Raw genomic sequence first — 24,898 nt, 5'->3', positions numbered from 1 at the left:
CTTCGTCACGCCCCGATGACCTGTTGGAACTTGCCCTCGTACTCCTTCTCCTGCTTCTCGTCCAGGGCCATGAACACCTTGGACTTCGACAGCAGCGCCTCGTCCGGGAAGATCAGCGGGTTGGCGGCCAGCTCGGGGTCGATCTTCTCCATCTCGGCCTGGGCGCCCTTGACCGGGCAGATGTAGTTGACGTACGCGGCGAGCTTGGCCGCGACGGCCGGCTCGTAGTAGTAGTTGATCAGCGCTTCGGCGTTGGCCTTGTGGGTGGCCTTGTTGGGGACCATCATGTTGTCGCTGTAGAGCATCACGCCGGAGTCCGGTGCGACGAACCGCACCTTCTCGTCCTCACTGGAGAGTTGGATGACGTCGCCGGACCAGCCGATGCACGCCGCGATGTCACCCTTGGCCAGGTCGGGTGCGTAGTCGTTGCCGGTGAACTTGCGGATCTGCCCGGAGTCGACGGCCTTCTTGAGCTTGTTGAGGGCGTCGTCGAACTGGGCGGCGGTGAAGTTGGCCGGGTCGTGCCCGTTCGACCCGAGCAGCAGGCCCATGGTGTCGCGCATCTCGCTGAGCGCGGTCACCTTGCCCTTGAGGTCGGGGCGGGTGAGCAGTTCGTCGACGGTCCGCAGTTCCTTCGTGACGTTGCCGTTGTACGCCAGGCCGGCCAGACCGGACTGCCACGGGATGGAGATCCGGTTCTCGGTGTCGAAGGGGCGGTTGATCAGCGACGGAAGCAGGTTGGCCTGCACGTTCGGGATCTTCGCGGGATCGAGCTTCTGGATCCAGCCGAGCCGGATCATCCGGGCCGCCATCCAGTCGGTCAGCACGATGATGTCCCGGTCGGTGCTCTGGCAGGCGGCGAGCTGGTTCTGCACCTTGCCGAAGAACTCGTTGTTGTCGTTGATGTCCTCGGTGTAGGTCACCTGAATGCCGGTCTTCGTGATGAACTCGTCGAGGCTCGGCCGCTTGGACTCGTCCTTGTCGTCCACGTCCATGTACTGCGGCCAGTTGGCGAAGGCAAGCTTCTTCTCGGTGCCGGAGAGGTCCTCGCTGACGCAGCCGGCTTCGGTCTGTTGCGCGCCCTTGGTGCCGCAGCCCGCGAGGCTACCGCCCATGGTGAGCAGGGCGGCCGAACCGAGAGTGCCGGTGAGCAGTCCACGCCGGGAGAGGGGCCGGAGGGGAGTACGCATGACGACTCCTAGGGGTCATCGTCGGCGGGCGGGACGGGGGAGGCACGCCGGCGGGAATGTCGGGAGGGTCAAGTGCCATGGACGACTGATCCTGACATGAGGTGACCTCCCTTACAAGGGATTCCGTTGCGGGAATAGCGATGCACGACGAAATACGCCAGACTACGCGGTGATACACGCGCGACATCACGATTCGGGACACGGGGAGCGGGCAATGACAAACCGGCAGCACGAGAACAGCAACGGCGGTCGCCGCGTCACTGTCCGTGAAGGCGCCAATCACGCTCTGCTGGATGACGTGGCCAAGCAGATCATCGAGCAGCTCCAGGAGGACGGCCGCCGCCCGTACGCCACGATCGGCAAGGCAGTGGGGCTGTCCGAGGCGGCGGTCCGCCAGCGGGTGCAGCGGCTGCTCGATTCCGGCGTGATGCAGATCGTGGCGGTGACCGATCCGCTCCAGCTCGGCTTCAACCGGCAGGCGATGATCGGCCTACGGACCGACGGCGACCTGGAGGCCGTCGCGGACCGGCTGGCCGAACTGGACGAGGTCGACTACGTGGTGATCACCGCCGGGTCGTTCGACCTGCTCACCGAGGTGGTCTGCCGCAACGACGACCACCTGCTGGAGATCCTGCAACGGCTGCGCGCGGTGCCCGGGGTGCTCTCCACCGAGGCGTTCGTCTATCTCAAGCTGCGCAAGCAGACCTACACCTGGGGTACGGCCTGACCGACCGCGCCGACGAACGACGTCCAGGCGGTCGGCGCGAAGGTCAGGGTGCCGCCGTCGTGGTCCTTGCAGTCGCGCACCAGCACCCGACCGGGCAGACTGTCGGCCACCTCGACGCAGTCGCCGCCGTTGTAGCTGCTGCGGGTCGCGGTGCGCCAGCGGGCGTCGGTCGTCGCGGCATCAACCACGCCTCAACACCCTGACATCAGCAAACCGGAGTGGATCGAGGCGTCGGCGCCGGGAGGCGCTATCGCCAGGCGGACGCTGTGGAGCTGATAACACAAACGATTCAGCGCCACAGGCAGCCATCGGCGCGCCTCCTCCGACTCCCGCCGACCGCGAACCGCCGCGATCGCCCGATCACCTGACGGTGCGGATTCCGTTGCAACCGCCCCGCCTGTGCGCTAAATCCGTCGCCAACTGATGGTGATACCGCCGATAACCCTTGCTTCCAAGCCGGAGGCTGTGCGATAACCGTTGGCAGAGCGGCCGGCCTCACCCCGTTGACCGGCCCGACGACCGATGGGGCTGACATGGCCAACGCCACCGACCACCTCTGGATGCACTTCACCCGGATGGCGAGCTACTCCGCCGGTGAGGTGCCGACCATCGTGCGCGGCGAGGGAGCGTACGTGTGGGACGCGCAGGGTCGCCGCTACCTGGACGGACTCGCCGGGCTCTTCGTGGTCAACGCCGGCCACGGCCGCACCGAGCTGGCCGAGGCCGCCGCCAAGCAGGCCGGCGAGCTGGCCTACTTCCCACTCTGGTCGTACGCGCACCCGAAGGCCGTCGAACTGGCCGAGAGGATCGCCGCGCTCACCCCCGGCGACCTCAACCGGATCTTCTTCACCACCGGGGGCTCCGAGGCCGTCGAGGCGGCGTGGAAGCTGGCTCGCGCCTACTTCAAGCGCACCGGGAAGCCCAACAAGTACAAGGTGATCAGCCGGTACATCGCCTACCACGGCACCTCCATGGGCGCCCTGTCGATCACCGGCCTGCCGGGCATCAAGAGCGACTTCGAGCCCCTGGTGCCGGGCGCGATCAAGGTGCCGAACACGAACTTCTACCGGGCGCCCGAGCACGGCGACGACGCCGAGGCGTTCGGCCGCTGGGCCGCCGACGAGATCGGTCGGGCCATCGAGCGGGAGGGGCCGGACACCGTCGCCGCGGTCTTCCTGGAGCCCGTGCAGAACTCCGGCGGCTGCTTCCCGCCCCCGCCCGGCTACTTCGACCGGGTACGGGAGATCTGCGACGCGTACGACGTCCTGCTCGTCTCGGACGAGGTGATCTGCTCGTGGGGGCGGCTGGGTGAGTACTTCGGGGCCGTGCGCTACGGCTACCAGCCGGACATCATCACCACCGCCAAGGGCATCACCTCCGGGTACGCCCCGCTCGGCGCGATGATCGCCAGCGACCGGCTGATGGAACCGTTCCTCACCGAGACCGGCATGTTCGCCCACGGGGTGACCTTCGGTGGGCACCCGGTCTCCTGCGCGGTGGCCCTGGCCAACCTGGAGGTCTTCGCCCGCGAGGACCTGGTCGGGCACGTACGCGCCAACGAGGACGCCTTCCGGGCCACCCTGGAGAAGCTGTACGACCTGCCGATCGTCGGCGACGTCCGCGGCGACGGCTACTTCTACGGCATCGAACTGGTCAAGGACAAGACCACCCGGGAGACCTTCAACGAGGCCGAGTCGGAGCGTCTGCTGCGCGGCTTCCTCTCCACCGCCCTGTTCCAGGCGGGCCTGTACTGCCGGGCCGACGACCGGGGTGACCCCGTCGTTCAGCTGGCCCCGCCCCTGATCGCGGAGCAGCAACACTTCGACGAGATCGAGCAAATCCTCCGCGAAGTCCTCACCCAAGCCTGGACCAAGCTCTAACCCCACCCACCCAGACTCCGTTGATCATGAAGCTATTGCCACGACACGCCGAGGCGGAGGGCAATAACTTCATGATCGACGCGGGGCCGGGCCGGGGGCGCCGGGAAGGGGCCGGGCCGGGTTAGTGGTTGGGGGGGATTACCCGGAGGTGGCCTCGGCGGCCGGTCTGGTGGGGGTTCTCGGGGTGGTGCTGGTCCGGCTCCGGGGGGCGGGGGGCCGGGCGGGCGGCTTCGCGGACGGCTTCAGCCAGCGCCACCAGGTCGTCAGTGGTGGGCGGCGGGGGCTCGAACTCGCCCTCGTGCCGGACGACGTCCCAGCCCCGCGGCGCGGTCAGGCTGCGGGCGTGCGGCTCGCACAGGTCGTACGTGTGCGGCTCGGCGAACGCCGCGAGTGGCCCCACCACCGCTGTCGACTCGTTGTAGACATAGGTCAATGTGGCGACCGCTTGCCGGGGGCAGCCGTTACGGGAGCAGCGCCGTGGTGACCTCACGTGCGGCAGGGTATCTCCATTACCGGGTCCGGCGCATCGGTTCGCGTTGCGACACGCCCGTCATGGTGATCACAGTCGACCGTCCTGGGCGCGCCGCGCCACGGGAGCGGCGCTGCCGCTGGCCAGCCCGACACGGGCGCTACCCTTTGCCTCATGACGAGCCCGGAACACCGCCGCCCCGGCTCCGGCCGGCGTGCGCATCGTGACCGGCACGGGCGCGGCCTGCGCGGGCGGCTGGTGCCGGCCACCGTGCCGCTGGCGCGGACCAAGGCCGAGGTCTTCGACGACCTGGTCCTGGACACCGTTGAGACGCTGGAGCGTCGGTTCGCCAAGGAGCTGGCAGGTGTCGAGTTCGCGGTCGAGGACGTCCCACCTGACCTGAACGTCTACGACTCGGATGTGCTGGAGGACGGCGAGGTCCCGCTGGCCCGGCTGCTGCCCGGCCGCCCTGGCCGGCAGGAGGTGCCGCCGCGGATCGTGCTGTACCGGCGGCCCCTGGAGTTCCGGGCGATGGACCGTGAGGACCTCGCCGATCTCGTCCATGACGTGATCATCGAACAGGTGGCGAACCTTCTCGGGGTCGACCCCGACGAGCTCGCCTGAGCCAACCCCGACGCGGAGAGCGGAGAGTCGGGCGGCCCCCACCGCCTCGACCTCACACCGCTCAGGCGGCCCGCCGCTTCAACTTGCGCCGCTCCCGCTCGGAGAGCCCACCCCAGATGCCGAACCGCTCGTCGTGACCGAGAGCGTATTCGAGGCACTCGGTCTTGACCTCGCAACGCGAGCAGATCCGCTTCGCCTCACGGGTCGAGCCGCCCTTCTCGGGAAAGAACGCCTCGGGGTCGGTCTGCGAGCACAACGCCCGCTCCTGCCACTCCGGCGCGTTTCCGAGCAGGTCGGCCACCTCAAGCTGGCCGTCCATCAAATGCCTCCTTGTCGCGCACCGGCGTCATCGCCGCTGCAACCCCCCACGCGAAAGGCGTGCTTGTCCGTCCGGTCCCGTTTTGTTGCGTTCCGTGCGAACAACCCCATTCAAATTACACGCGTGTAATGCGTGCGCCGTCAAGCCAAACTTGATAATGGAGTCGCCCTCCCGACACCCCCGGTCGGCCACCTGGGCCGTCCAGCCTCGCAACCTGCCCTATCGATTCAGACCCCGGCCGAGTAACGCCCTCTCCGGCGAGTTGCCCGACTTTTCTGCCGTGGCGCTCCCCCGACGAGTCGCCGACCGGAGGACACCAGACATCTCCACCCCTAAGCTGATCTTGGTGGGGGACAGGTTAACGCGGCGCGGCGCAGACCGCCCGTCGAGCAGCGGACAGCACTCACGCCCCGTCCACAATGTGGACGGGGCGCGGTGACAGAAAGGTGCGTCGAGGTCAGCCAGCGGCCCCGAAACCGCTGCTCGGCCAGGCGAACTCAGCTATCGCTCCACCATGGACAGAAACAGTGCCGGCGGGCGTACGGTCGTCCCACCAGACGGTATAGATCCCGCTCGGCAGATCCGGATAGACCGCACTGTGGAACGAACCGTCCCGCACGCGACGCTCCCGTACCGCCGAGTGGACCCGCCGATCCTCGTCGCGACTGATCTCGATCTCCCGGCCGTGCAGATCCCGACCGGTGTAGACGATCAGCGCACCGGTGTCGCCGCCCAGATCGAGGACCACACTCCCGGTCTCCGACGGCCCGTACGCGTGCTCGTGCATCCGCCCGCTCCCCGCGCCGATCAGGACGCCGCCGACGGGTTGTTGAACCCGTCGTACGGCGTACCCAGGTAGGGGAAGTTTCCGAGGAACGGCGCTGTCACGTCGGCGGCGCTCAGCCCCGGGGTGACGGCGGCGGCCGCCGCGTCCGGTCGGAACGTCTTGTCCAGCAGCGGGACGGTGACCCCGGCGATCGCCCGCAGCGCGATGCTGACCACGTCGTCGCCGACCCGCCGCCCGTTCGGGAACCCGGCCAGGTCGCCGCCGAGCACTCCGAACCGGTCCGGACGCCTGGACGGCGGGATCGCGGTGTTCAGGCGCAGCATGTCGGCCTGCACGTCGCCGGTGGCGTTGGTGAAGCCGTCGATCAGCCCGGCCGGCACGCCGGTGAGCAGGATCGCCACCAGGTCGGCTCGGGCCTTCTTCGCCTTGGTGAGCTTGTCCAGGTTGGGGAACACGTCCGGGTAGAGCGCCGGCAGCAACGCGGCCAGCTCCGGCTGCTCGACGAACTTGGCGAACCGCTTGTCCTCCGACGGCGGCAGCGAGTTCCACAGGTCCTTCTTGGACATCGGCACGATGACCTCGTTGAACAGCGGATTGCCCAGCCGCGAGACCTGGGTGAACGGGCCGGTGGAGGTGTCCGCCCCACCCTGGTCGCCGAGCACCCGCACCTGCCGGCGCGACGCCGACGTCCACACCCCGATCACCGATGCCCGGTCGGCGGCACCGTACCGGTTGGCGCGCCGACGTACCCGCTCCAGCGGCACCTGCACGGCGATGCTGTGCACGTTCATCCGGTCCGTGGCGTTGACCGGCTCACCCTCGGCCTTGAAGATCTTCTTTCCGGCGACGTGCAACTGCTGGAACGGCCGCAGCGTGCCGAGGTCGAAGATCGCCCCGAGGTCGACGAAGAACCCGTCAGCGCGCTGCCCGGCGAAGACCCGCTCCCCCGTGGAGAGCGAGTAGGTCGCCTGCCGCACCAGGTCGGCGTACTTCGGAGTGGACAGCGGGCCGACGTTGCACGGCGGGCACTGCAACTTGTGCGCCAGCCGGTGCTCGCGGCCGTCGGCCACCCGGGTCAGGCTGTAGAACTGCCGCCGGTTCCAGTTCCTGCTGTCAAGCGAATCGATCGGACCGGTGTTGTAGAGAAAACTGTTCGGATTGGTGATCTCGGTCGTGAATTCGAACCGGTAGGTGACATCCGGACGACCGTCGCCGTCGTTGTCGATGTGGATCTCGTACCGCACGTCGTCGCCGAACTCGAAGAAGTTCGGGCCCCCGGAGGGGAGCTGCAACGGCACGTAGTTGGCGATCAACGTGACCGTGTCGCGCTTGTCGGGGCTGACGAACGCGTACAGGTCGGAGCTGTCGGCGACCGGATCCTTGGCTATCTCCGGGGCCTCGCGGTGGGAAGACATGACGGACCAACCTCACTGGGCGGGGACAGGATGGCGGTGCGGAGTGTCGGGTCAGCGCCGGGCGGCGCGCCGCAGCCGGTCCGCCAGGCCGCGGTCGCGTACCTCGATCCGCTTCTCCCCGACGAAGACGTCTATCGTTCCGGAGGCGGCGTCACGCAGGTGCACGACGATCGGTTCGTCGGCTCGTGCGGCCGCGCCGGGGGCGTTCTGCGCGGCCGACAGGCCCGGCACGGTGAGCGCGGCAGCGCCGAGGGTGGCGCTGGCCGCAGCGGTCAACGTCTGCCGGCGGGTCAGTCGCGGCCACTGCCGCTTCCGCTGATCACTGGTCATGCCGCCTGGTACGGCCGGCGGCGGGGAAAGGTTCGACGTCAGGGGCGGGCGTGACCGTACGCAGTCGACCGCTTGCGCGCCGGACGACCCGCAGCCTTCGCGATGGCCCGCAACTGCTCCTCGGTACGCGCCGACCCGTTGTCGGAGCCGGCCATCCGGGAGATGGTCTCCTCCATCAGCGTGCCACCGAGGTCGTTGCAGCCGCCCTGGAGCATCGCGACGGTGCCCTCGTCACCGAGCTTCACCCAGGAGCACTGGATGTTGTCGATCCGGCCGTGCAGCAGCAACCGGGACATGGCGTGCACCACCCGGTTCTCCCGCCAGGTCGGCCCGGGTCGGGCGATACCCGCCAGATAGATCGGAGCATTCGTGTGCACGAACGGCAGCGCCACGAACTCGGTGAACCCGCCGGTGCGGTCCTGCACCCCGGCCAGCACCCGGAAGTGCGCCAACCACTGCCCGGGGTGGTCGACGTGGCCGTACATCATCGTGGAGCTGGACCGGATGCCCAGCTCGTGTGCGGTGCTGACCACCTCGACCCAGGCGGCGGCCGGGAGCTTGCCCTTGGTCAGCACCCAGCGCACGTCGTCGTCGAGGATCTCGGCGGCGGTGCCCGGGATGGTGTCCAGCCCGGCCTCGCGCAGCTGGAGCAACCACTCACGGACCGGCACCCCTGCCTTCGCGGCGGCGGTGACGATCTCCATGGGCGAGAACGCGTGCACGTGCATCTCGGGAACCCGGGCCTTGATGGCGCGCACGATGTCGGCGTACCCGGTGACCGGCATCTTCGGGTCGATGCCGCCCTGGAGGCACACCTCGCTGGCACCGGCCGCCCACGCCTGCTCGGCCCGGTCCGCGACCTGGTCGACGGAGAGCCGGTACGCGTCGGCGTCGCGCTCACGCTGCGCGAACGCGCAGAAGCGGCAGCCCACGTAGCAGACGTTGCTGAAGTTGATGTTGCGATTGACCACGTAGGTGACGTCGTCGCCGACAGCCGCACGACGCACGTCGTCGGCCAGTCGGCACAACTCGTCGAGCGCCGGCCCGTCCGCGCCGAACAACGCCAGGGCGGCGTCGCTGTGCCGGGGGTCGAGCAGCGCCGCCGGGTCGTCGGCGGCCAGCTTGAGCCCAGCCGCCAGGTCACGGTCCGCACCACTGTGTGCCGGTGCCTGGGGTACGCCCGCCCGGCGGGCGGCCGCCTCCGGGGTGACCTTGCCAGCGACCTCGGACCAGTCGCCGTAGACGCTGTCGAAGTCACCCCGCCGGTCGTCGGTGCGGCCGGTGGTGTCGATGGTGGCGTGCAGGTCGACCCGCCCGCCGAACACCTCCTCCGGCTCCTGCCAGGGCCGTCCCTGCGGCATCGCCGACTCGACGGCCATGCCCGTCGCCGGATCGGCCAGGGCACCGACGTGCGGCAGCAGCCGAGGGTCGAGCCACGGGTCACCCGCACGCACGTACTCGGGGTAGATCGTCAACCGCTCCCGCAGCGTGAACCCGGCCAACTCGGTGTGCCGGGCCAACTCCTCGATCTGCGGCCACGGCCGCTCCGGGTTGACGTGGTCGGGAGTGAGCGGGGAGACGCCACCCCAGTCGTCGATGCCGGCACGCAGCAACAGGTCGTACTCGCCGGCGATGAGATTCGGCGGGGCCTGGATCCGGGCCTTCGGGCCGAGCAGCAGCCGGGCCACCGCCACAGTCGCCGCCAGGTCGTGCAACTCCGCGTCGGGCATGCCGCGCATCGCCGTGTCCGGCTTGGCGCGGAAGTTCTGCACGATCACCTCCTGGAGGTGGCCGTACTCCCGATGGGCGCGGCGGATCGCGAAGAGCGCGTCCACCCGCTCCGCCGGAGTCTCCCCGATACCGATCAGGATGCCTGTGGTGAACGGCACCCCCACCCGGCCGGCGTCCTCAAGCACCCGCAACCGGACCGCCGGCTCCTTGTCCGGTGAGCCGAAGTGCGGGCCACCCGGCTCGGACCAGAGCCGGGTCGCGGTCGTCTCCAGCATCATGCCCATGCTCGGCGCGACCGGCTTGAGCCGTTGCAGCTCCGACCAGGACAGCACGCCGGGGTTGAGATGCGGCAGCAGGCCCGTCTCCTCCAACACCGCGACCGCACACGCGCGCAGGTAGTCCAGGGTCGAGTCGTAACCGCGTTCGTCCAACCAGGTCCGGGCCGCCGGCCAGCGTTCCTCCGGCCGGTCACCCAGGGTGAACAGCGCCTCCTTGCAACCCTGCGCGGCACCGGCGCGGGCGATGGCCAGCACCTCGTCACGGTCCAGGAACGGCGCCGGCAGCCGATGCGGCACTGTGGCGAACGTGCAGTAGTGGCAGCGGTCCCGACAGAGCCGGGTCAGCGGAATGAAGACCTTTTTGGAGTACGTGACCACACCCGGCCGCCCGGCGTCCCGCAGCCCCGCGTCGCGGATCCCGCCGGCCAGCCGGAGCAGCTCGTCGAGCGCGGCACCACGGGCGGACAGCAGCGCGGTCGCCTCGTCGACGTCCAGCGCCCGCCCGTTCGCGGCCCGGCCCAGGGCCCGCCGCACGCTCGCATCGCTCGGGCCGGAGTGGGTGCGATCAACCATCCGCTCACCCTATGCGCAGTACGACGCCACCCAACCAGCCCCGGCCCGCACCGTGGGAAACGGCACCCCCGGTCGACCCTCCGGTCGACCCTCCGCCGGTCGACCCTCCGGTCGACCCTCCGGTCGATCCTCCGCGTTGATCATGAAGTTATTGCCCGATCACACGGCGTGTCGTGGCAATAACTTCATGATCAACGAGCGCCGGGTGAAGGCTGGTGGGGGTTAGCGGGGTTGGTCGGGGTGGTCGTTGGGCCTGATGTGTTGGGTGCGGTCGGTGTCCGGGTCGGCCGGGTGGGAGATGACCTCCGTCGGGTCTGCGGACTGGCGCGGGATGGCCTGGGTGGGGTCGGCCGACGGCGGCTGCCCGAACGGTGGCGCGGCGGGCGGCGGCGCGGTCGGGGACGGCGGCGCCGACTGGGGGCGGGGTTCACCGGCGGCGCGGACTGCGGGGCCTGGAACGGCGGCGCGGACTGCGGCGCACCCGGGAACGGCGGGGCCGACTGCGGGTGCGGCGGCGCGGACTGCGGGAACGGCGGGGCCGACTGCGGGGCCTGGAACGGCGGCGACGGCTGGCCGTACTGGCCGGCCTGCGGGTAGCTGCCCGGCTGACCGGCCTGCGGGAAGCCACCCGGCTGACCGGCCTGCGGGAAGCCGCCCGGCTGACCGGCCTGCGGGTAGCCGCCGGGCTGACCGGGAGCGGGCCATCCGCCCTGCGGCTGGCCACCGGGCTGACCCGGGGTCGGCCAACCACCCTGCTGCTGCGGCCAACCCGGCTGGGCCTGGCCGTAGACGCCCGGCTGGGGCTTGGGTCGCGGCACGTAGTAGTGGGCCCGCCAGATGGTGTAGACCACCCAGGCGGCGATCGCGAAGATCACCATCCAGGCGAACCGGGTGAGCACACCGAGCAGCGCGTCGAGCACCTCGGCCTCGGCCAGCCGGCCCACCGTCCAGATCAGCATGGTCAGCGTGCCGAACAGGGCGCTGACCGCGTACTCAATGAGAGCTGCCTGCGTGATCAGCTTCGCCTTCGCCAGCACCGGCGAGATGTGCGTGGCCAGCAGCACCGCCAGCAGTGGGAGCCCCACCGCCTCCACCCCGATGAACGCGTAGAAGGCGCTGCCCGCCCGGTCGGTGAAGGAGCTGTAGTCATTCGGGGCGATGAGCCGGAGCAGGCCCACGAAGAGGAACACGGCGTTGGCACCAAGCAGCGCGAGCGCGGCGAGCTCACGCAGTGGCTTGGTCAGCTGGCGGGCCTGCGTCGCGTCAGAGGACGCGGGCTCGGCGGGGCTGGTCACGAGCTCCCCCTCGGGGCATGAACGGACAGGGCTGACGTGAGCCTAGTCTCTGGGGCCACCCACGGATCGGAGGCGTCACGTGCGCGAGGATGGTCGACATGCGCATCGTGGTTCTGGCCGGCGGCATCGGCGGCGCCCGGTTCCTGCTCGGGGTCCGGGCGTACGCCCGTGACGTCGGCGCGGAGGTGACCGCCGTGGTCAACGTCGGCGACGACCTGTGGTTACACGGGTTGAAGATCTGCCCCGACCTGGACAGCGTCATGTACACGCTCGGTGGGGGTGCCGACCCGGAGCGGGGTTGGGGTCGGGTCGGCGAGAGTTGGACGGTCAAGCAGGAGTTGGCCGCGTACGGGGCCCAGCCGACCTGGTTCGGCCTCGGCGACAAGGACATCGCCACCCACCTGGTCCGCAGCACCATGCTCAACGGCGGCTACCCGTTGAGCGCGGTCACCGAGGCGCTGTCCAGCCGCTGGGAGCCGGGCGTACGCCTGCTGCCGGCGACGGACGACCGTCTGGAGACCCACGCGGTGGTGGAGGACGAGCAGGGTCAGCGGGCGATCCACTTCCAGGAGTGGTGGGTGCGGTACCGGGCCGACATCCCCACCCAACGTTTCGTGTTCGTCGGCGCGGAGACGGCGAAGCCGGCACCCGGGGTGCTGGACGCGATCGCCTCGGCCGACCTGGTGCTGGTCGCGCCGAGCAACCCGGTGGTGAGCGTCGCGCCGGTGCTGGCCGTACCCGGGCTGCGTGAGGCCGTGGCGGACGGCCCGGCGCCGGTCGTGGGTGTCTCCCCGATCATCGGTGGCGCGCCGGTCCGGGGGATGGCCGACCGTTGCCTGGCCGTGCTCGGTGTCGAGTGCAGCGCGGCGGGGGTGGGTCGGCTCTACGGCGGTCGGGCCAGCGGTGGCCTGCTCGACGGCTGGCTGGTGGCCGAGGAGGACGCGGGCACTGTGGTGCCCGAGGTGACGGTCCGCGCGGTGCCGCTGCGGATGACCGACGAGGCGGCGACGGCGGCCATGGTCCGCGCCGCGGTGGAGTTGACGTGAGGCTGGAGATTCTGCCGGTGCTCGGCATCGGCCACGTGACCGAGGGCGACGACCTGGCTGCGGTGATCGCGACTGCCGCGCCGTGGCTGCGTGACGGCGATGTGCTGGTGGTGACCAGCAAGATCGTTTCCAAGGCGGAGGGGCGGCTGGTCGATGTGCCGGCGGACGGGCCGGAGCGGCTGGCCGCACGGGACGAGGTCCTGGCCGGTGAGACAGCCCGGGTGGTCGCCAGCCGGGGTCCGACCCGGATCGTGCAGACCCATCACGGCTTCGTGATGGCCTCGGCGGGGATCGACGCGTCGAACGTGGACAAGACCCAACTGGTGCTGCTGCCGGTCGACCCGGACGCCTCGGCGCGGGCTCTGCGCGACGCGCTGCGGGAGCGCTACGACCTGGACGTGGCGGTGATCATCAGCGACACGATGGGCCGGCCCTGGCGCAACGGGCTCACCGACGTGGCGCTCGGCGTGGCCGGCATGCCGGCCATCCGTGACCACCGGGGCGAGATCGACCCGTACGGCAACGAGTTGCAGTTGACCCAGATGGCGGTGGTGGACGAGCTGGCGGGTGCCGGCGAGCTGATCAAGGGCAAGTGTGATCAGGTCCCCGTCGCGGTGGTGCGGGGCTATCTGCCCGCCACCGACCCGGACGACGCCGGGGGCGCGCGGGCGCTGGTCCGCGACGCGGCACAGGACCTGTTCTCGCTCGGTACCGCCGAGGCGCGCGTCGCCGGGCTGTCCGATGCCGCCACCCTGGCCGACGGTCCCGGCCCGACGCCTGCCGACCTGACAGTGGTGCGGCGGGCGATCGACGCGGTCGCCGGGGTGGTCGCCCCCGGCACGGTCTTCACACTGGTCGACGAGGCCGAGGTACGCGCCGGTCTGGTCGCCGAGATGCCCGGCTGGCCGGATGGCGCCGCCCTGCTGCTCGGCTCGGCCCCGACGCCCGTCGAGCCGATCGGTCTGGTCCGTTTCGGCGCCGACCTGCACCGGCTGCGCGTCGCCCTGGCCGCGGAGGGCGTCGGGTCGACCCTGTTGCCGCCACCGCCCGGCAGCCCGGCGAGCGCCGCACTCGCCCTGTAGCCAGGCGGGCACCGCGCCGGCCCGGTCAGAGGTCGGTCAGGGGCGGCCGGGTCACGCGTCGAGCATGGCCCGGCCCAGCGGGGTCAACGTGTGCAGCACGCTGTTGCGTTCGCGGTGGCTGACCAGCAGGCCGGCGTTGCGCAGCACCGTGGCGTGCTGACTCGCCGCCGCCGGTGAGATGTTGAGCTGGCGGGCGACCTCGCCGGTGGTGCAGCCCTCGTCGCTGGCCTGCAACACCGCAGCCCTGGTGCGGCCCAGCAGCGCGGCGAGTGAGTCGCGGGCAGCGCCGGACGCGGACGCGCCGCTGGCGTCGGCCGGCACCAGCCCGCCCAGTCGGTCCACCGGGTAGACAAGCACCGGTGGCAGCGCCGGGTCGAGCAGCGCGACAGGGGTGGCCGCGCAGAAGAACGACGGCACCAGCAGCAGCCCGCGACCGTCCAGGTGCAGCTCCCGGCTGTGCGGGTAGCTGCGGACCTCCAGTACCCCGCTGTCCCAGCACATCGCCGGCCGGAGGCTGGTGAGCAGGCCCTCGACACCGCCGTCGAGCAGCGCCCGCGCCCGACGTGCGCGGTCCGCCGCCACGGCGGCCTGGATCCGGCTCCAGTACGGGCTGATCGCCAGCGTCCGGTACTGCTCCATCGAGTCGGCCAGGTGGTGCAGCGCCGACACCTCACCCCGGGCGAGCGCGGATGCCGAGGATGGCAGCTGGTTCTCGGAGGCCAGCACGCTCAGGTCCCGGTGCAGCAGCTCGGTGGGGGTACTGCGGAGCGCGTCCAGCCCCGCCTCGAAGCCGTTGACGCTGGCGTACGGGGTGAGGAAGTCCGGGAAGTAGCCACGCGGCGGGTTCAACGCGAAGAGCAGGCGGAGCTGCTCGGAGGCGGAGTCCTGGCGCAGCTCCCGGGCCACGCTGCGCCGCCAGTTGGCCGTCAGCGGATCGCGGGTGCGGCCGCGCAGCACGTGCAGGCTGAGGACCAGCTCCCAGACCGGGTCCGCCGCCGGCGCCACCCGGGTCCGGAGGATGTCCTCCCCAGAAAAGTGGATCTTCAGCATGGAGCGCTCCCGTGTCGCCGGCAGGGGGATGCCGGTTGACCGTTCGACTCTACCTGGCCGGCACTAATCTCCATCTTTAAGCCTGGACTGAAAAACCTCGACGCCCCCGGGGCCGGTTCGGCATGCTTCCAATGCCCGAACACGGCGCCGTGCGTCCTCGACGCCCGCGCTGCCGGGGCACCGGGACCGGGGAGGCCCCGGTGATCGGACGGCACCACGAGGGTCTGCGGCCCTTGTTCCGCGGAGGTGCCGTCCGGTCATCCCGTCCCCGCGCCGGCTCAGCCGACCCAGAGCGCGACCCGGTGATCCTCGTCCGTGACGTAGAACTGTCGCCCGTCCAGCTCCGCCAGACCCTCGACGTGGTGGAACGGCGCCAGGTCCGCCACCTCCTCCCCGACGAGCCGGCGCTCCTCGCCCGCCTCGCCACCGGAGAGCCGGAAACGGACGTGCCGGGAGGTCACCTCACCCCCACCCGGGTGGTCGTCGAGCAGGACCGACCCCTTGCCCAGCGCGTCGATCGAGCCGATCACGGCGGCGTACCCGCCGTCCGCGGTCGGGGTGATCGCGCGGAAGCCGGTCAGCTGCCCCGGCGGGGTCACCCCGGTCAGCACGTACGCGCCCAACGCCCGCGGCCACGTCGGCTCGGCCGTGAACATGCCCGGCACATCTGCCACCTCGACCAGGATCGGCTCACCGGCGTCGGTGACCGGGAAACGCAGCCCGAGCAGCACAGTGCCGGCCGGGGTGAACGCCGCCGCCTCCACGTTCAACGGCAGGTCGTCCGGGGCCAACCGGCTCACCCAGGTCTTCTCCCGCGCGGTCCCCCGCGCCAGCGTCTCCACGATGAACCGTTCCCGCACGCGCTCCCCGGCCGGCAGGAGGGCCAGCGGCGACGCGGCGAGCGCGTCGTTCACCGCCCGGTGCAGTCGGAACGAGTTGCGCACCACGTGCACCGGCACCGGCCCGACCGCCGCGTCGTCCTCACGGAACCGGGCCACGAAGGCGCGCCGAGGTCGCAGCGGGCCAGCCTTCGAGCCGAAGTGCGAGCCGAAGACGTACACCCAGCCGTCGTGGTGGGCGAGCGCCTCACCGTCCTCGGTCCGCCCGTTCTCCACACCGGCATCCGCCCACACGTGCCGGGCCGTCCACTCGCCGTCACTCAGCTCGAGCAGCAACGCGAGGCAGCGCTCCACCGGCCCCTCGTCCAGCACCGTCCAGAAGCCCCGCCGCGCGCCGTACGCGCGCAGCAGCGCCGCCGACCGCACCGGCAACAGATCGCTGGCCTCGTTACCGGCCACCACGAATTCGACGAGTCGCAGGGTCACCGGGCCAGCGTACGGAGCACACGCTCGTACAGTGGCGGGGTGCCCGACACCGTGATCACCGGCCCCATCGCCCACCCGACCGACCCCGAGACGTACGCGGCGCTGCACGCCGACGCCAGCGCCTTGCTGGAGGGCTGGCAGCCCACCAGCCCGGCTGCCGCCGACGCGCGGGATCGGACGCTCGCGCTGCTCGCCGCCGGCCCGATCGCGATGAGCCGGCAGCACCGCCCGGGGCACATCACCGCCAGCACGTTGGTGCTCGACGCCACCGGCTCCCGGGTGCTGCTCTGCCTGCACGGCAAGTTCGGGCGTTGGGTGCAGCTCGGCGGGCACTGCGAACCCACCGACCAGACCCTGGTCGCCGCCGCGCTCCGCGAAGCCACCGAGGAGTCCGGCATCGCCGGCCTCCGCATCGACCCGGTGCCGATCGACCTGGACGTGCACCAGGTGCAGTGTCAGGGTGGCTCGGCGCACTACGACGTCCGGTTCGCCGTGCTCGCCCCGCCCGCCGCGGTGGAGCAGGTCAGCGACGAGGCCGAGGCGCTCGGCTGGTTCCCACCGGACCAGCTGCCCGAGCCGCTGGCCGGCGGGACCGCGCAACTTGTCGCACCGGCCCTCGCCGCCCTCAGACGTAGCCCTCTTCGCCTCGCTCCTTGAGCTCGTCGACCAGGGCCTTGACGTCCTGCGCCCGGTCGCGCGGGCAGACCAGCACCGCGTCCGGGGTGTCCACCACGATCAGGTCGCGCAGACCGAGGACGGCCACCAACCGACCCGACTGCGGCACGACCACGAGGTTGGCGCTGTCCCGCAGCAGCACCCCCGGCTTGGCCTCCGTGCCGAGCACCACGTTGCCCGCGTCGTCGGCCGGCAGCACGTCGCCGAGGGTGTGGAAGTCACCGACGTCGTTCCAGCCGAAGTCGCCCGGCACCGTCGCGACCCGACCCGCCGTGGCCGCGCCCTCCATCACCGCGTAGTCGACGGAGATCTTCGGCAGGGTCGGCCAGATCGCGCCCAGGACCTCGTCCTGCTCCGGGGTGCCCCAGGCGGCGGCGATCGCAGCGACGCCGGCGTGCAGCGCCGGCTGCTGGCGGGCCAACTCGGCGAGGAAGACGTCCACCCGCCACACGAACATGCTCGCGTTCCACAGGTGCCGGCCCGAACGGACGTACGCCTCGGCGACCTCGGCGGCAGGCTTCTCCTTGAACTCGGCCACCTGCCGCCACGGCACACCCTCGGTCGGGTCGCCGGTCTCCAGGTAGCCGTAGCCGGTCTCCGCCCGGGTCGGGGTGATCCCGACGGTCATCAGCAGGCCCTGCTCGGCCCCGCGGACCGCCTCCTGGACCGTGCAGACCCAGCTGTCCGGGTCGCGGATCAGGTGGTCGGCCGCGAAGCTGCCCATCACCGCGTTCGGGTCGCGCGACGCGATCACCGCGGCGGCCAACGCGATCGCCGCGCAGGAATCCCGGGGGGAGGGCTCGACCAGGATGTTCTCCTCCGGCAGCACGGTCAGCTGCCGCGCCACCGCCGCGACGTGCGCGGCACCGGTGACCACAAGGGTCCGATCCGGTGTGGTCAGCGGCGCGAGCCGTTCCACGGTCGACTGGAGCAGCGAAGCGCTGGTGCCGGTCAGTGGGTGGAGGAACTTGGGATGGCCAGCGCGGGACAACGGCCACAACCTCGTGCCGCTGCCACCTGCCGGAATGACCGCATAGAGCATCCGCACATCATGCCCGACGTACCCGCCCGAAGTGGCACGGGTCACCGTCGGCGGCGCGGAGGATCAGGCGCGGGCGCGACTCCATGCGGCGATGTGCACCTCGGCGCTGGACTCCCAGGTGAACTCCTTGGCCCGCTCGAACCCCGCCTTCGCCAACGACAACCGCCGCTGCTCGTCGTCGAGCAGGGCGGCCAGGTCGGTGCCGATCTGCTCCGGGTCCTCCGAGGTGTACGCGACCGCGTCACCGCCCACCTCGGGTAGCGAGAGCCGGGGCGTGGTCAGCACCGGGGCGGCGCACGCCATCGCCTCCAGGATCGGCAACCCGAACCCCTCGCCGTAGGACGGGTACGCGGCGACCAGGGCGCCGCCGAGGAAACCCGGCAGGTCGGCGTAGCGCAGGTAGCCGGGGCGCAGCAGACGCAGGTGCGACGGAACCTCGGCGACCGCCCGGTCGATGTCGTCGTCGTGCCCCTGCCCACCGGCGATCACCAGGGCCGGCGGGTCGACCCGGTCAGACACCGCCCGCGCCCAACCACGGATCAGGTTGGGCACGTTCTTGCGGGGTTCCTTGGCGCCGAGGAACGCGACGTAGCTGCTGTTGCCCAGGCCCAGGCGGGCGCGGACGCGGGCCTTCTCCTCCTCGGTGGGAGCGTGGAAGGCAGCCTGGTCGACGCCGTGGTAGGCCACGTCGATCCGCGTCGGGTCGGCGTCGAGCAGCCGGATCAGCTCGTCCCGGGTGGCCTTGCTGGGCACGATCACCCGGTCGGCGCGGCGCAGCGAGGTCTTGATGGCGCTGCGGAAGAACGTGCGGCGCGACTTGTCGTAATGCTCCGGCTCGGTGAAGAACGTCGCGTCGTGCACGGTGACCGTGACCGGACACCCGGCGCGCAGCGGGCAGGTGTAGAAGGGCGAGTGCAGCACCTCAGCGCCCACCTGCTGGGCGAGGAGCGGCAGGCCGGTCTGCTCCCAGGCCAGCCGGGCCGGGCGGTGCGCCACGGCGGCCGGGGCGGGGATGATCTCCGCGCCGGGCAGCATGCGGGTGTAACGCTCCAGATCGGTGCGGAGACTGACCACCGCCAGCTCCACCCCCGACCCGCACACCTTGCCGAGGGCACCGAGCAGACCGTCGACGTATCGACCGACACCACCACGGTCGGTGGGGACACTCGTGGCGTCGATGAGCACGCGGGGCGGGCGACCGGCGGTCACGGGGCGACTCCTTGAAATGGCGGGTCTGTGGGGAACAACACTCCGGGGGTCAAGCCTACGCCGGAGCGCGGGGCCGACGCTGACTGCGACCCGACGGTACGCCGACTTGTCATCGTCGTGGAGTACGGCCCGCAGGGGCGTATCGTTCGCGCCGATGGCCGACAACATTGCCCGGGTGTTCGCCGACGCGATCGCGACCGACCCGACCCAACCGCTGCTCACCTGGTACGACGACGCCACCGGCGACCGCACCGAACTCTCCGGCACCACCCTGGCGAACTGGGCGGCGAAGACCGCCAACCTCCTCGTCGACGAGGTCGGCCTCGCGCCGGGCACCCCGGCCGGCGTGCTGCTGCCGCCACACTGGCAGACCGCTGCGGTGCTGCTGGGCTGCTGGTCGGCCAAGCTGAGCGTCGTCGACACGCCGGGCGAGGTGGGCGTCCTCTTCGCCGCCGCCGACCAGTTCGACGAGGCGCAGTCCTGGTCCGCCGACGAGCGGTACGCCCTCGGGCTGGCCCCGCTCGCCGCCCCGCTGCGGCAGGTGCCGCCCGGGTTCGTCGACTACGTCGTCGAGGTACGCGGACACGGTGACCACTTCACGCCGCAACCCGGTCCGGGCCCCACCGACGCGCACCTGCTGGCCCGTGCCGAGGCCCGCGCCACCGAGCTGGGCATCGAGCCCGGCGCGCGAATCTTCGTGGACGCCACCCGTTACCCCGACCCGGTCGACTGGCTGCTGGCACCGCTGACCCGTGCCGCCACCGTGGTCCTCAACGCCAACCTGACCCAGGCCAGCCTCGCCACCCGCCTGACAGCGGAAAAAGTCACCCACTCCCTCCCCTGAACCCACCCCGCTCCCGCGATCTTGCAGTTTCGGTTGTCGGGTTGCGTGGAATGCCCCTTATGCCGGGACAGGAAGTGCAAGATCGCGGGGGCGGGGGTCAGGCGAGGGTTCGGCTTTGGGCCAGGGCGGCGAAGGCGGTCAGGGACTCGGGGTTGGCCAGGGCGCCCTTGGCAGCGGCCTGGTCGACCGGGGTGCCGGTGAGGATCTTCTTGACCGGCACCTCCAGCTTCTTCGCCGAGAGGGTACGGGGCACCGCACGCACCTGATGGATCTCGTCGGGCACGTGCCGGGGTGAGAGCGCCGTCCGCAGTTCCCGGCAGATCTTCGTGCGCATCGGGTCGTCCAACTCCAGACCCTCGGCCAGCACCACGAAGAGCAGCAGCTCACCGGCGCCGCCCTCGTCGTCCTCCAGGTGGACGACGACCGAGTCGAGCACCTCGTCGAGCCCCTCGACCACCGAGTAGAACTCGGCGGTGCCGAGCCGTACCCCACCACGGTTGAGGGTGGCGTCGGAGCGTCCGGTGATCACACAGCCACCCCGCTCGTTGATGGTGATCCAGTCACCGTGCCGCCAGACGCCCGGGTAGACGTCGAAGTACGCCTCGCGGTAGCGGGCGCCGTCCGGGTCGTTCCAGAAGCCCACCGGCATGCTCGGCATCGGTTCGGTGATCACCAGCTCGCCGAGTTCGCCGATGACGGGCGTGCCGTCGGCGGAACGGGCCTCCACCTTGGCGCCCAACGCCCGGCAGGCGATCTCACCGGCGTACACCGGCAGCAGCGGCACTCCGCCGACGAAGCCGGTGCACACGTCGGTGCCACCGGAGAGCGACTGGAGCTGGAGATCATCGCCGACGGTCTCGTACACCCAGCGGAAGCCCTCGGCGGGCAACGGCGCACCGGTGGAACCCACGCCGCGCAGCGCCGACAGGTCGGCGATGTCCCGGGGGACCAACCCGGCCTTGCGGCAGGCCAGCAGGTACGGCGCGGAGGTGCCGAAGTACGTGGTGCCGGTCCCCGCCGCCAGCTGCCACAGCCCGCCGAGGTCGGGGTGGCCCGGGTTGCCGTCGAAGAGCACGATGGCCGCACCCACCGCCGGCCCGGAGACCAGGAAGTTCCACATCATCCAACCGGTGGTGGTGAACCAGAAGAACCGGTCGGCCGGGCCCAGGTCGTGGTGCAGGGCGAGCATCTTCAGGTGCTCCAGCAGGATGCCGCCGTGGCCGTGCACGATCGGTTTCGGCAGCCCGGTGGTGCCCGAGGAGTAGAGCACGTAGAGCGGGTGGTCGAACGGCACCGGCGTGAACGTCAACGGTTCGTCGGTGGGCGCGGCCAGCTCGTCCCAGCTCAGCGCGCCCTCGGGCGCGGTGCCCGTCGGGTCGAGGTAGCCGATGCTGACGGTGTGGCGCAGCGACGGCAGGGCGGCCCGGATCGCGGCGACCTCGGCACGCCGGTCCACCGGCTTGTCGCCGTACCGGTAGCCGTCGACGGCGACCAGCACTGTCGGTTCGATCTGCTGCCAGCGGTCGGTGACACTGCGGGTGCCGAACTCGGGCGCGCAGGACGAGAAGGTGGCGCCCAGGCTGGCGGTGGCCAGCAGCAGGACGTACGTCTCGGCGATGTTCGGGGCGTACGCCGCCACCCGGTCTCCGGCGGTGACGCCGAGCCGGCGCAGCCCGGCGGACACCCGGCGGACCTGCTCGCGCAGCTCGTCGGCGGTCAGCGTGACCGGCGGTCGGGTCTGCCCGTGCGAGATCACCACCGGGTCGTCGGCGGCCCGCCCCGGCATCCGCAGCACGTTCTCCGCGTAGTTGAGCGTGGCGCCGGGGAACCAGCGGGCGCCGGGCATTCCCCGCTCGGCCAGAGTGGCGGTCGGCGGGGTGTGCGCGATCACCTCGAAGTGGTCCCAGATCGAGCGCCAGAACCCGTCCAGGTCGGTGGTGGACCAGCGCCACAGCGCGTCGTAGTCGGCGAAGTCCAACCCGCGGTGCTCCCGCAGCCAGCGCAGGTAGGCGCCGATCCGGGACCGCTCACGTACGTCCGCCGGCGGCGCCCACAGCATGTCACCCACTGCTCCACCCTCCCCCTGGCCCGACACGACACTGTGACTGGGCCGTGGCGCCATCTTGCCCTACCTCGAAGCGCCATTCTGCGCACCGGGTAGGCCAACCGACGCGTGCCCGACCCACACTGCGACCCGCCACCTCATGTGGATCAGCCAGCGCGGTGGGCCTGGATGGCGCGGCGACGGGCGAGGCGGTGCGCTCGGCGGATCTCCGCCTCCTTGTACCGGCGCTCGTCCTCCGCCGTCTCCGGCAGCACCGGGCGGACCGCCCGCGGCGCCCCGCCCACGTCCACGCCGACGAACACCAGGTACGCGGTGGCCACCCGGACCGGCGCGTCCTCGGCCGAGTCCCATCGTTCGGCGACCACCCGAACGCCCACCTCCATCGAGGTCTGGCCGGTCCAGTTGACCTGGGCGTGCGCGTGCACCAGGTCGCCGACCCGGACCGCCTCGGAGAAGACGATCTCGTCGATCGCCGCGGTCACCGCGGTTCCGCCGCTGTGTCGGGCGGCAGCGGCTCCGGCCACGTCGTCGACGAACTTCATCAGAACCCCGCCGTGCACGGTGCCGTAGAGGTTCACGTCCACCGCCGTCATGATCTTGCTGAGAGTGACGCGCGAGTACGACGTCGGCTTGCCGATCGGAGCGGCGGAGAGGTGCTCAGTCATGTCGAAAACGGTACGGTGCGCGGATGCGACATCTCTGGAGCTTCCTCGCCGGGCTGGTGGTGGCGCCCATCACCTGGGTGCTGGTCACACTGGGGCAGGACGGGTCGAGCCGGACGGTCGACCGCTGGGTGGAGATCGGCACGTTCAACACCGCCAACCTGATCGAGCCGGCCGTGTACCTCGGTGTCGGCGGTGTCCTGCTGGGCCTGCTGGGCACGCTGCGCTTCTCGCCGCTGGGCCCGTTGGTGGCCGGGGCGCTGCTGGTCACGCCGTACATCGGGATGTTCGTGGCGCCCTTCTCGGTGCGCGACGCGATCCCGCACGAGTGGAAGGTGTTCGGCGATCCGTTGCCGCTGCGGCTGCCGGTGGAGAACGGGACGCTCTTCCTGATCGGCCTGCTGCTGCTGATGGCGACCTTCAGCCAACAACGTTGGCGGCAGTGGCCGAGCCCGGCGACCGATCCGGCCACGGCACCCACCCCCGAGTCGGACGGCGGCCCCCGCAACGACGACTTCACGATGACCGACTGGCCGGCCCCCGCGCCCGCCGAGCGCGACACCGCGCCCCTCACTCTGGGTTACCCGGCCGACTCGACACCGACCGAGCCGCTGCCCCGCCGGGTGGGTGGCGAATCACCCTGGTCCGCCCCACCGCGTGGTCAACCGCGCCCCGAGGACACCACCGAGACCCGCTGACCGTCGGGGCGGGCCGGGTGACCGGCCCGCCCTCCGTCTCCTCCGGGCTAGTGCAGCGCGATCGCCAGGTCCGGGTCGACTGTGCCGAGGCCGGCGCGGGGCACGACGAGGAGCATGACGATCAGCGCGGCGGCCATGCCGCCCGCGATGACCACCGCCATCGGTACGCTCCCGGTGCCGAACAGACCGGCCAGTGGCGCCGACAACGCACCGATGCCGAACTGCACCGCGCCGAGCAGCGCCGCGGCGGTGCCGGCGGCCTCGCTGTGCCGGCTCATCGCCAGTGCCGGCGCGTTCGGCAGGGCGAGACCGGCGGCCGCCAGGACCAGCCACAGTGACGCGAGCAGGGTGCCCAGGCCACCGATGCCGGTCGCCGCGAACATGACCAGCAGCAGTCCGGCTGCCGTTCCGGCGATCAGGGCGCTGACCAGGATCTGCTGCGGGGTGTAGCGGCGCAGCAGCCGCACGTTGAACTGGGTGGCCCCGATCAGGCCCACCGCGCCGGCCCCGAAGGCGATGCCGAACTGCTGCTCGTCGAGGCCGTACTCCTGCTGGAGCACGAACGACGAACCCGAGACGTACGCGAACAGGGCGGCCATCGCCAGCCCGGCGACCAGCACCAGGCCGACGAACGCCCGATCGTTGAGCAGCCCCCGATAGTCGCGGAGGGTGGCGCTCACCCCGCCGTGCCGCCGACGCGCCACCGGAAGGGTCTCCGGGAGCCGGAACGCGGCCACGACGATCAGCAGCGCGCCCAGCACCGCCAGCGCCGCGAAGACGCCCCGCCAGTCGGTCCAGCTCAGCAGGCCGCTGCCGAGCGTCGGCGCGAGGATGGGCGCCAGGCCCATGACGAGCATCAGCCGGGAGAAGATCCGGGCGAAGGAGGTACCGCTGAACAGGTCGCGGACCACTGCCGTCGCGACCACGGTGGCGGCGGCGACGCCGAGCCCCTGAAGTACGCGCAGCCCGCCGAGGACCTCGATGTTGGGTGCGAAGACGCACAGCACGGATGCCACGATGTGCGCGGCCAGACCGGCCAGCAGCGGCACCCGTCGCCCAACCACGTCGGAGAGCGGCCCGATCAGCAACTGGCCCAACGCGAGACCGACAAGCGTGCCGGTCAGCGTCAACTGCACAGCGGTCTCGGTGGTCTGCAGGCCCGCCGTGATGGCCGGCAGCGCGGGCAGGTACATGTCGATGGTCAGCGGCCCGATCGCGATCAGGGCGCCCAGCACCAGGACGAGCTGCGCCCGCTGACGGTTGGTCATCAGGTCGCCGGGCAGCACCTCTTGCGCGACGGCGGATTCGTGTCCGGTCTTGTCCACCAACTGCTTCATCATCTCGATCTCTCTGCGGAAGCTGGTGCGTCGTCACGAGCGGCGGCGCGGGCGTCACCGGCGCCGCGCGGACGCGGCGTCCCGGTGTGGGGTGCCCGGCGGTGGGCAGCGTGGATGTGACGAGGCAGGGGTCGTGGCGGGGGTGGCCGGGTGGCGCGATGGTCCGAGGGTGATTCTCTCGGTCGGCAACACCCCGGCGGTGTGTGACGTTCCCGGTGTGTGGGGAGTCACCCCACCCCGTCCGC

At 71.2% G+C, this 24,898-nt stretch carries 24 protein-coding genes; 8 read left to right on the top strand and 16 right to left on the bottom strand.

Going from position 1 to position 24,898, the window contains the following annotated elements; all coding sequences use genetic code 11:
• Positions 1 to 5 precede the first annotated feature (5 nt).
• A complete protein-coding gene (locus ACQP0U_RS04890; RefSeq protein ID WP_433316133.1) occupies positions 6 to 1,190 on the bottom strand; it encodes an extracellular solute-binding protein in 1,185 nt (394 codons plus the stop codon).
• Between the two features lie 214 nt (positions 1,191 to 1,404).
• Here ACQP0U_RS04890 and ACQP0U_RS04885 point away from each other — a divergent pair, with 214 nt between their 5' ends.
• Entirely contained in the window at positions 1,405 to 1,917 is a 513-nt protein-coding gene (locus ACQP0U_RS04885; protein WP_433316131.1) for an Lrp/AsnC family transcriptional regulator, read from the top strand.
• On the opposite strand, the gene ACQP0U_RS04880 is transcribed toward ACQP0U_RS04885, so the two are convergent.
• The gene (locus tag ACQP0U_RS04880; RefSeq protein ID WP_433316129.1) at positions 1,896 to 2,105 is read right to left on the bottom strand and encodes a DUF397 domain-containing protein; all 210 of its coding nucleotides are present in this window, start codon (positions 2,103 to 2,105) and stop codon (positions 1,896 to 1,898) included. The genes ACQP0U_RS04885 and ACQP0U_RS04880 overlap by 22 nt on opposite strands.
• Positions 2,106 to 2,450: 345 nt before the next feature.
• Here ACQP0U_RS04880 and ACQP0U_RS04875 point away from each other — a divergent pair, with 345 nt between their 5' ends.
• On the top strand, positions 2,451 to 3,797 hold the full coding sequence (locus ACQP0U_RS04875; RefSeq protein WP_433316127.1) for an aspartate aminotransferase family protein: 1,347 nt from the start codon (positions 2,451 to 2,453) through the stop codon (positions 3,795 to 3,797).
• A 121-nt stretch (positions 3,798 to 3,918) separates the two neighbouring features.
• Here the strand turns inward: ACQP0U_RS04875 and ACQP0U_RS04870 are convergent, their stop codons facing one another.
• Positions 3,919 to 4,287, bottom strand: a complete 369-nt coding sequence (locus ACQP0U_RS04870) for a DUF3499 domain-containing protein (RefSeq protein ID WP_357352900.1) — start codon at positions 4,285 to 4,287, stop codon at positions 3,919 to 3,921.
• A gap of 153 nt (positions 4,288 to 4,440) precedes the next feature.
• Here ACQP0U_RS04870 and ACQP0U_RS04865 point away from each other — a divergent pair, with 153 nt between their 5' ends.
• Complete coding sequence (locus ACQP0U_RS04865; protein WP_074316962.1) at positions 4,441 to 4,890, top strand: metallopeptidase family protein; 450 nt, start codon at positions 4,441 to 4,443, stop codon at positions 4,888 to 4,890.
• Positions 4,891 to 4,951: 61 nt separating this feature from the next.
• On the opposite strand, the gene ACQP0U_RS04860 is transcribed toward ACQP0U_RS04865, so the two are convergent.
• The 6 genes from ACQP0U_RS04860 to ACQP0U_RS04835 all read right to left on the bottom strand — a co-directional run bounded on the left by ACQP0U_RS04860 (position 4,952) and on the right by ACQP0U_RS04835 (position 11,618).
• The gene (locus ACQP0U_RS04860; RefSeq protein WP_007455784.1) at positions 4,952 to 5,209 is read right to left on the bottom strand and encodes a WhiB family transcriptional regulator; all 258 of its coding nucleotides are present in this window, start codon (positions 5,207 to 5,209) and stop codon (positions 4,952 to 4,954) included.
• A 457-nt stretch (positions 5,210 to 5,666) separates the two neighbouring features.
• Positions 5,667 to 5,996, bottom strand: coding sequence for a phospholipase (locus ACQP0U_RS04855; protein ID WP_433316125.1), 330 nt, complete (start codon positions 5,994 to 5,996; stop codon positions 5,667 to 5,669).
• A gap of 20 nt (positions 5,997 to 6,016) precedes the next feature.
• Positions 6,017 to 7,411 (bottom strand): DUF4331 domain-containing protein, encoded by a 1,395-nt coding sequence (locus ACQP0U_RS04850; RefSeq protein ID WP_433316123.1) that lies wholly within the window; start codon positions 7,409 to 7,411, stop codon positions 6,017 to 6,019.
• Between the two features lie 51 nt (positions 7,412 to 7,462).
• Positions 7,463 to 7,741, bottom strand: coding sequence for a hypothetical protein (locus tag ACQP0U_RS04845; RefSeq protein ID WP_433316121.1), 279 nt, complete (start codon positions 7,739 to 7,741; stop codon positions 7,463 to 7,465).
• A 38-nt stretch (positions 7,742 to 7,779) separates the two neighbouring features.
• The gene (locus tag ACQP0U_RS04840) at positions 7,780 to 10,323 is read right to left on the bottom strand and encodes a bifunctional FO biosynthesis protein CofGH (protein WP_433316119.1); all 2,544 of its coding nucleotides are present in this window, start codon (positions 10,321 to 10,323) and stop codon (positions 7,780 to 7,782) included.
• A 191-nt stretch (positions 10,324 to 10,514) separates the two neighbouring features.
• Complete coding sequence (locus ACQP0U_RS04835; RefSeq protein ID WP_433316117.1) at positions 10,515 to 11,618, bottom strand: hypothetical protein; 1,104 nt, start codon at positions 11,616 to 11,618, stop codon at positions 10,515 to 10,517.
• A 98-nt stretch (positions 11,619 to 11,716) separates the two neighbouring features.
• Between ACQP0U_RS04835 and cofD the strand changes: the two genes are divergently transcribed.
• Positions 11,717 to 12,664 carry a 2-phospho-L-lactate transferase gene (gene cofD, locus ACQP0U_RS04830; RefSeq protein ID WP_433316116.1) on the top strand — a complete coding sequence of 316 codons (948 nt, stop codon included), beginning with the start codon at positions 11,717 to 11,719 and terminating at the stop codon, positions 12,662 to 12,664.
• The gene (locus ACQP0U_RS04825) at positions 12,661 to 13,746 is read left to right on the top strand and encodes a coenzyme F420-0:L-glutamate ligase (protein WP_433316114.1); all 1,086 of its coding nucleotides are present in this window, start codon (positions 12,661 to 12,663) and stop codon (positions 13,744 to 13,746) included. The genes cofD and ACQP0U_RS04825 overlap by 4 nt, the downstream gene beginning before the upstream one ends.
• A 51-nt stretch (positions 13,747 to 13,797) precedes the next feature.
• Here ACQP0U_RS04825 and ACQP0U_RS04820 read toward each other — a convergent pair whose 3' ends face one another.
• Both ACQP0U_RS04820 and ACQP0U_RS04815 read right to left on the bottom strand, forming a co-directional pair.
• Positions 13,798 to 14,796, bottom strand: a complete 999-nt coding sequence (locus ACQP0U_RS04820) for an ArsR/SmtB family transcription factor (RefSeq protein WP_433316112.1) — start codon at positions 14,794 to 14,796, stop codon at positions 13,798 to 13,800.
• 278 nt (positions 14,797 to 15,074) lie between these two features.
• The gene (locus tag ACQP0U_RS04815; protein WP_433316110.1) at positions 15,075 to 16,121 is read right to left on the bottom strand and encodes a hypothetical protein; all 1,047 of its coding nucleotides are present in this window, start codon (positions 16,119 to 16,121) and stop codon (positions 15,075 to 15,077) included.
• A 39-nt stretch (positions 16,122 to 16,160) separates the two neighbouring features.
• Here ACQP0U_RS04815 and ACQP0U_RS04810 point away from each other — a divergent pair, with 39 nt between their 5' ends.
• On the top strand, positions 16,161 to 16,778 hold the full coding sequence (locus tag ACQP0U_RS04810) for an NUDIX hydrolase (protein ID WP_433316108.1): 618 nt from the start codon (positions 16,161 to 16,163) through the stop codon (positions 16,776 to 16,778).
• Here ACQP0U_RS04810 and ACQP0U_RS04805 read toward each other — a convergent pair.
• Together ACQP0U_RS04805 and ACQP0U_RS04800 are read right to left on the bottom strand one after the other, a co-directional pair.
• Positions 16,747 to 17,838, bottom strand: coding sequence for a mannose-1-phosphate guanylyltransferase (locus ACQP0U_RS04805; protein ID WP_433316106.1), 1,092 nt, complete (start codon positions 17,836 to 17,838; stop codon positions 16,747 to 16,749). The genes ACQP0U_RS04810 and ACQP0U_RS04805 overlap by 32 nt on opposite strands.
• Positions 17,839 to 17,901: 63 nt before the next feature.
• Complete coding sequence (locus ACQP0U_RS04800) at positions 17,902 to 19,047, bottom strand: glycosyltransferase family 4 protein (protein ID WP_433316104.1); 1,146 nt, start codon at positions 19,045 to 19,047, stop codon at positions 17,902 to 17,904.
• A 154-nt stretch (positions 19,048 to 19,201) separates the two neighbouring features.
• On the opposite strand from ACQP0U_RS04800, the gene ACQP0U_RS04795 reads away from it, so the two are divergent.
• Entirely contained in the window at positions 19,202 to 19,891 is a 690-nt protein-coding gene (locus tag ACQP0U_RS04795) for a TIGR03089 family protein (RefSeq protein ID WP_433316102.1), read from the top strand.
• Between the two features lie 97 nt (positions 19,892 to 19,988).
• Here the strand turns inward: ACQP0U_RS04795 and ACQP0U_RS04790 are convergent, their stop codons facing one another.
• Both ACQP0U_RS04790 and ACQP0U_RS04785 read right to left on the bottom strand, forming a co-directional pair.
• Entirely contained in the window at positions 19,989 to 21,959 is a 1,971-nt protein-coding gene (locus ACQP0U_RS04790; protein WP_433316100.1) for an acetoacetate--CoA ligase, read from the bottom strand.
• A gap of 143 nt (positions 21,960 to 22,102) precedes the next feature.
• Positions 22,103 to 22,621 (bottom strand): acyl-CoA thioesterase, encoded by a 519-nt coding sequence (locus tag ACQP0U_RS04785; protein WP_238657289.1) that lies wholly within the window; start codon positions 22,619 to 22,621, stop codon positions 22,103 to 22,105.
• Between the two features lie 23 nt (positions 22,622 to 22,644).
• On the opposite strand from ACQP0U_RS04785, the gene ACQP0U_RS04780 reads away from it, so the two are divergent.
• Positions 22,645 to 23,316: a hypothetical protein gene (locus tag ACQP0U_RS04780; protein ID WP_433316098.1), complete on the top strand. Its 672-nt coding sequence runs from the start codon at positions 22,645 to 22,647 to the stop codon at positions 23,314 to 23,316.
• Positions 23,317 to 23,363: 47 nt separating this feature from the next.
• On the opposite strand, the gene ACQP0U_RS04775 is transcribed toward ACQP0U_RS04780, so the two are convergent.
• Positions 23,364 to 24,656, bottom strand: coding sequence for a multidrug effflux MFS transporter (locus tag ACQP0U_RS04775; protein WP_433316096.1), 1,293 nt, complete (start codon positions 24,654 to 24,656; stop codon positions 23,364 to 23,366).
• Between the last annotated feature and the right edge of the window lie 242 nt (positions 24,657 to 24,898).

It is taken from the genome of Micromonospora sp. CA-269861, assembly GCF_050948505.1.
Taxonomy (GTDB): Bacteria; Actinomycetota; Actinomycetes; order Mycobacteriales; family Micromonosporaceae; genus Micromonospora.
The sequence above is the reverse complement of the archived record's forward strand: the minus strand, read 5'-3'. Positions and strand labels throughout refer to the sequence as shown.

Excerpts from the sequence above, each read along its gene's own strand:
- ACQP0U_RS04890 (WP_433316133.1), bottom strand. The coding sequence starts at position 1,190 with ATGCGTACTCCCCTCCGGCCCCTCTCCCGGCGTGGACTGCTCACCGGC.
- ACQP0U_RS04885 (WP_433316131.1), top strand. The coding sequence starts at position 1,405 with ATGACAAACCGGCAGCACGAGAACAGCAACGGCGGTCGCCGCGTCACT.
- ACQP0U_RS04875 (WP_433316127.1), top strand. The coding sequence starts at position 2,451 with ATGGCCAACGCCACCGACCACCTCTGGATGCACTTCACCCGGATGGCG.
- ACQP0U_RS04865 (WP_074316962.1), top strand. The coding sequence starts at position 4,441 with ATGACGAGCCCGGAACACCGCCGCCCCGGCTCCGGCCGGCGTGCGCAT.
- ACQP0U_RS04860 (WP_007455784.1), bottom strand. The coding sequence starts at position 5,209 with ATGGACGGCCAGCTTGAGGTGGCCGACCTGCTCGGAAACGCGCCGGAG.
- ACQP0U_RS04855 (WP_433316125.1), bottom strand. The coding sequence starts at position 5,996 with ATGCACGAGCACGCGTACGGGCCGTCGGAGACCGGGAGTGTGGTCCTC.
- ACQP0U_RS04850 (WP_433316123.1), bottom strand. The coding sequence starts at position 7,411 with ATGTCTTCCCACCGCGAGGCCCCGGAGATAGCCAAGGATCCGGTCGCC.
- ACQP0U_RS04845 (WP_433316121.1), bottom strand. The coding sequence starts at position 7,741 with ATGACCAGTGATCAGCGGAAGCGGCAGTGGCCGCGACTGACCCGCCGG.
- ACQP0U_RS04840 (WP_433316119.1), bottom strand. The coding sequence starts at position 10,323 with ATGGTTGATCGCACCCACTCCGGCCCGAGCGATGCGAGCGTGCGGCGG.
- cofD (WP_433316116.1), top strand. The coding sequence starts at position 11,717 with ATGCGCATCGTGGTTCTGGCCGGCGGCATCGGCGGCGCCCGGTTCCTG.
- ACQP0U_RS04820 (WP_433316112.1), bottom strand. The coding sequence starts at position 14,796 with ATGCTGAAGATCCACTTTTCTGGGGAGGACATCCTCCGGACCCGGGTG.
- ACQP0U_RS04805 (WP_433316106.1), bottom strand. The coding sequence starts at position 17,838 with ATGCTCTATGCGGTCATTCCGGCAGGTGGCAGCGGCACGAGGTTGTGG.
- ACQP0U_RS04795 (WP_433316102.1), top strand. The coding sequence starts at position 19,202 with ATGGCCGACAACATTGCCCGGGTGTTCGCCGACGCGATCGCGACCGAC.
- ACQP0U_RS04785 (WP_238657289.1), bottom strand. The coding sequence starts at position 22,621 with ATGACTGAGCACCTCTCCGCCGCTCCGATCGGCAAGCCGACGTCGTAC.
- ACQP0U_RS04780 (WP_433316098.1), top strand. The coding sequence starts at position 22,645 with ATGCGACATCTCTGGAGCTTCCTCGCCGGGCTGGTGGTGGCGCCCATC.
- ACQP0U_RS04775 (WP_433316096.1), bottom strand. The coding sequence starts at position 24,656 with ATGATGAAGCAGTTGGTGGACAAGACCGGACACGAATCCGCCGTCGCG.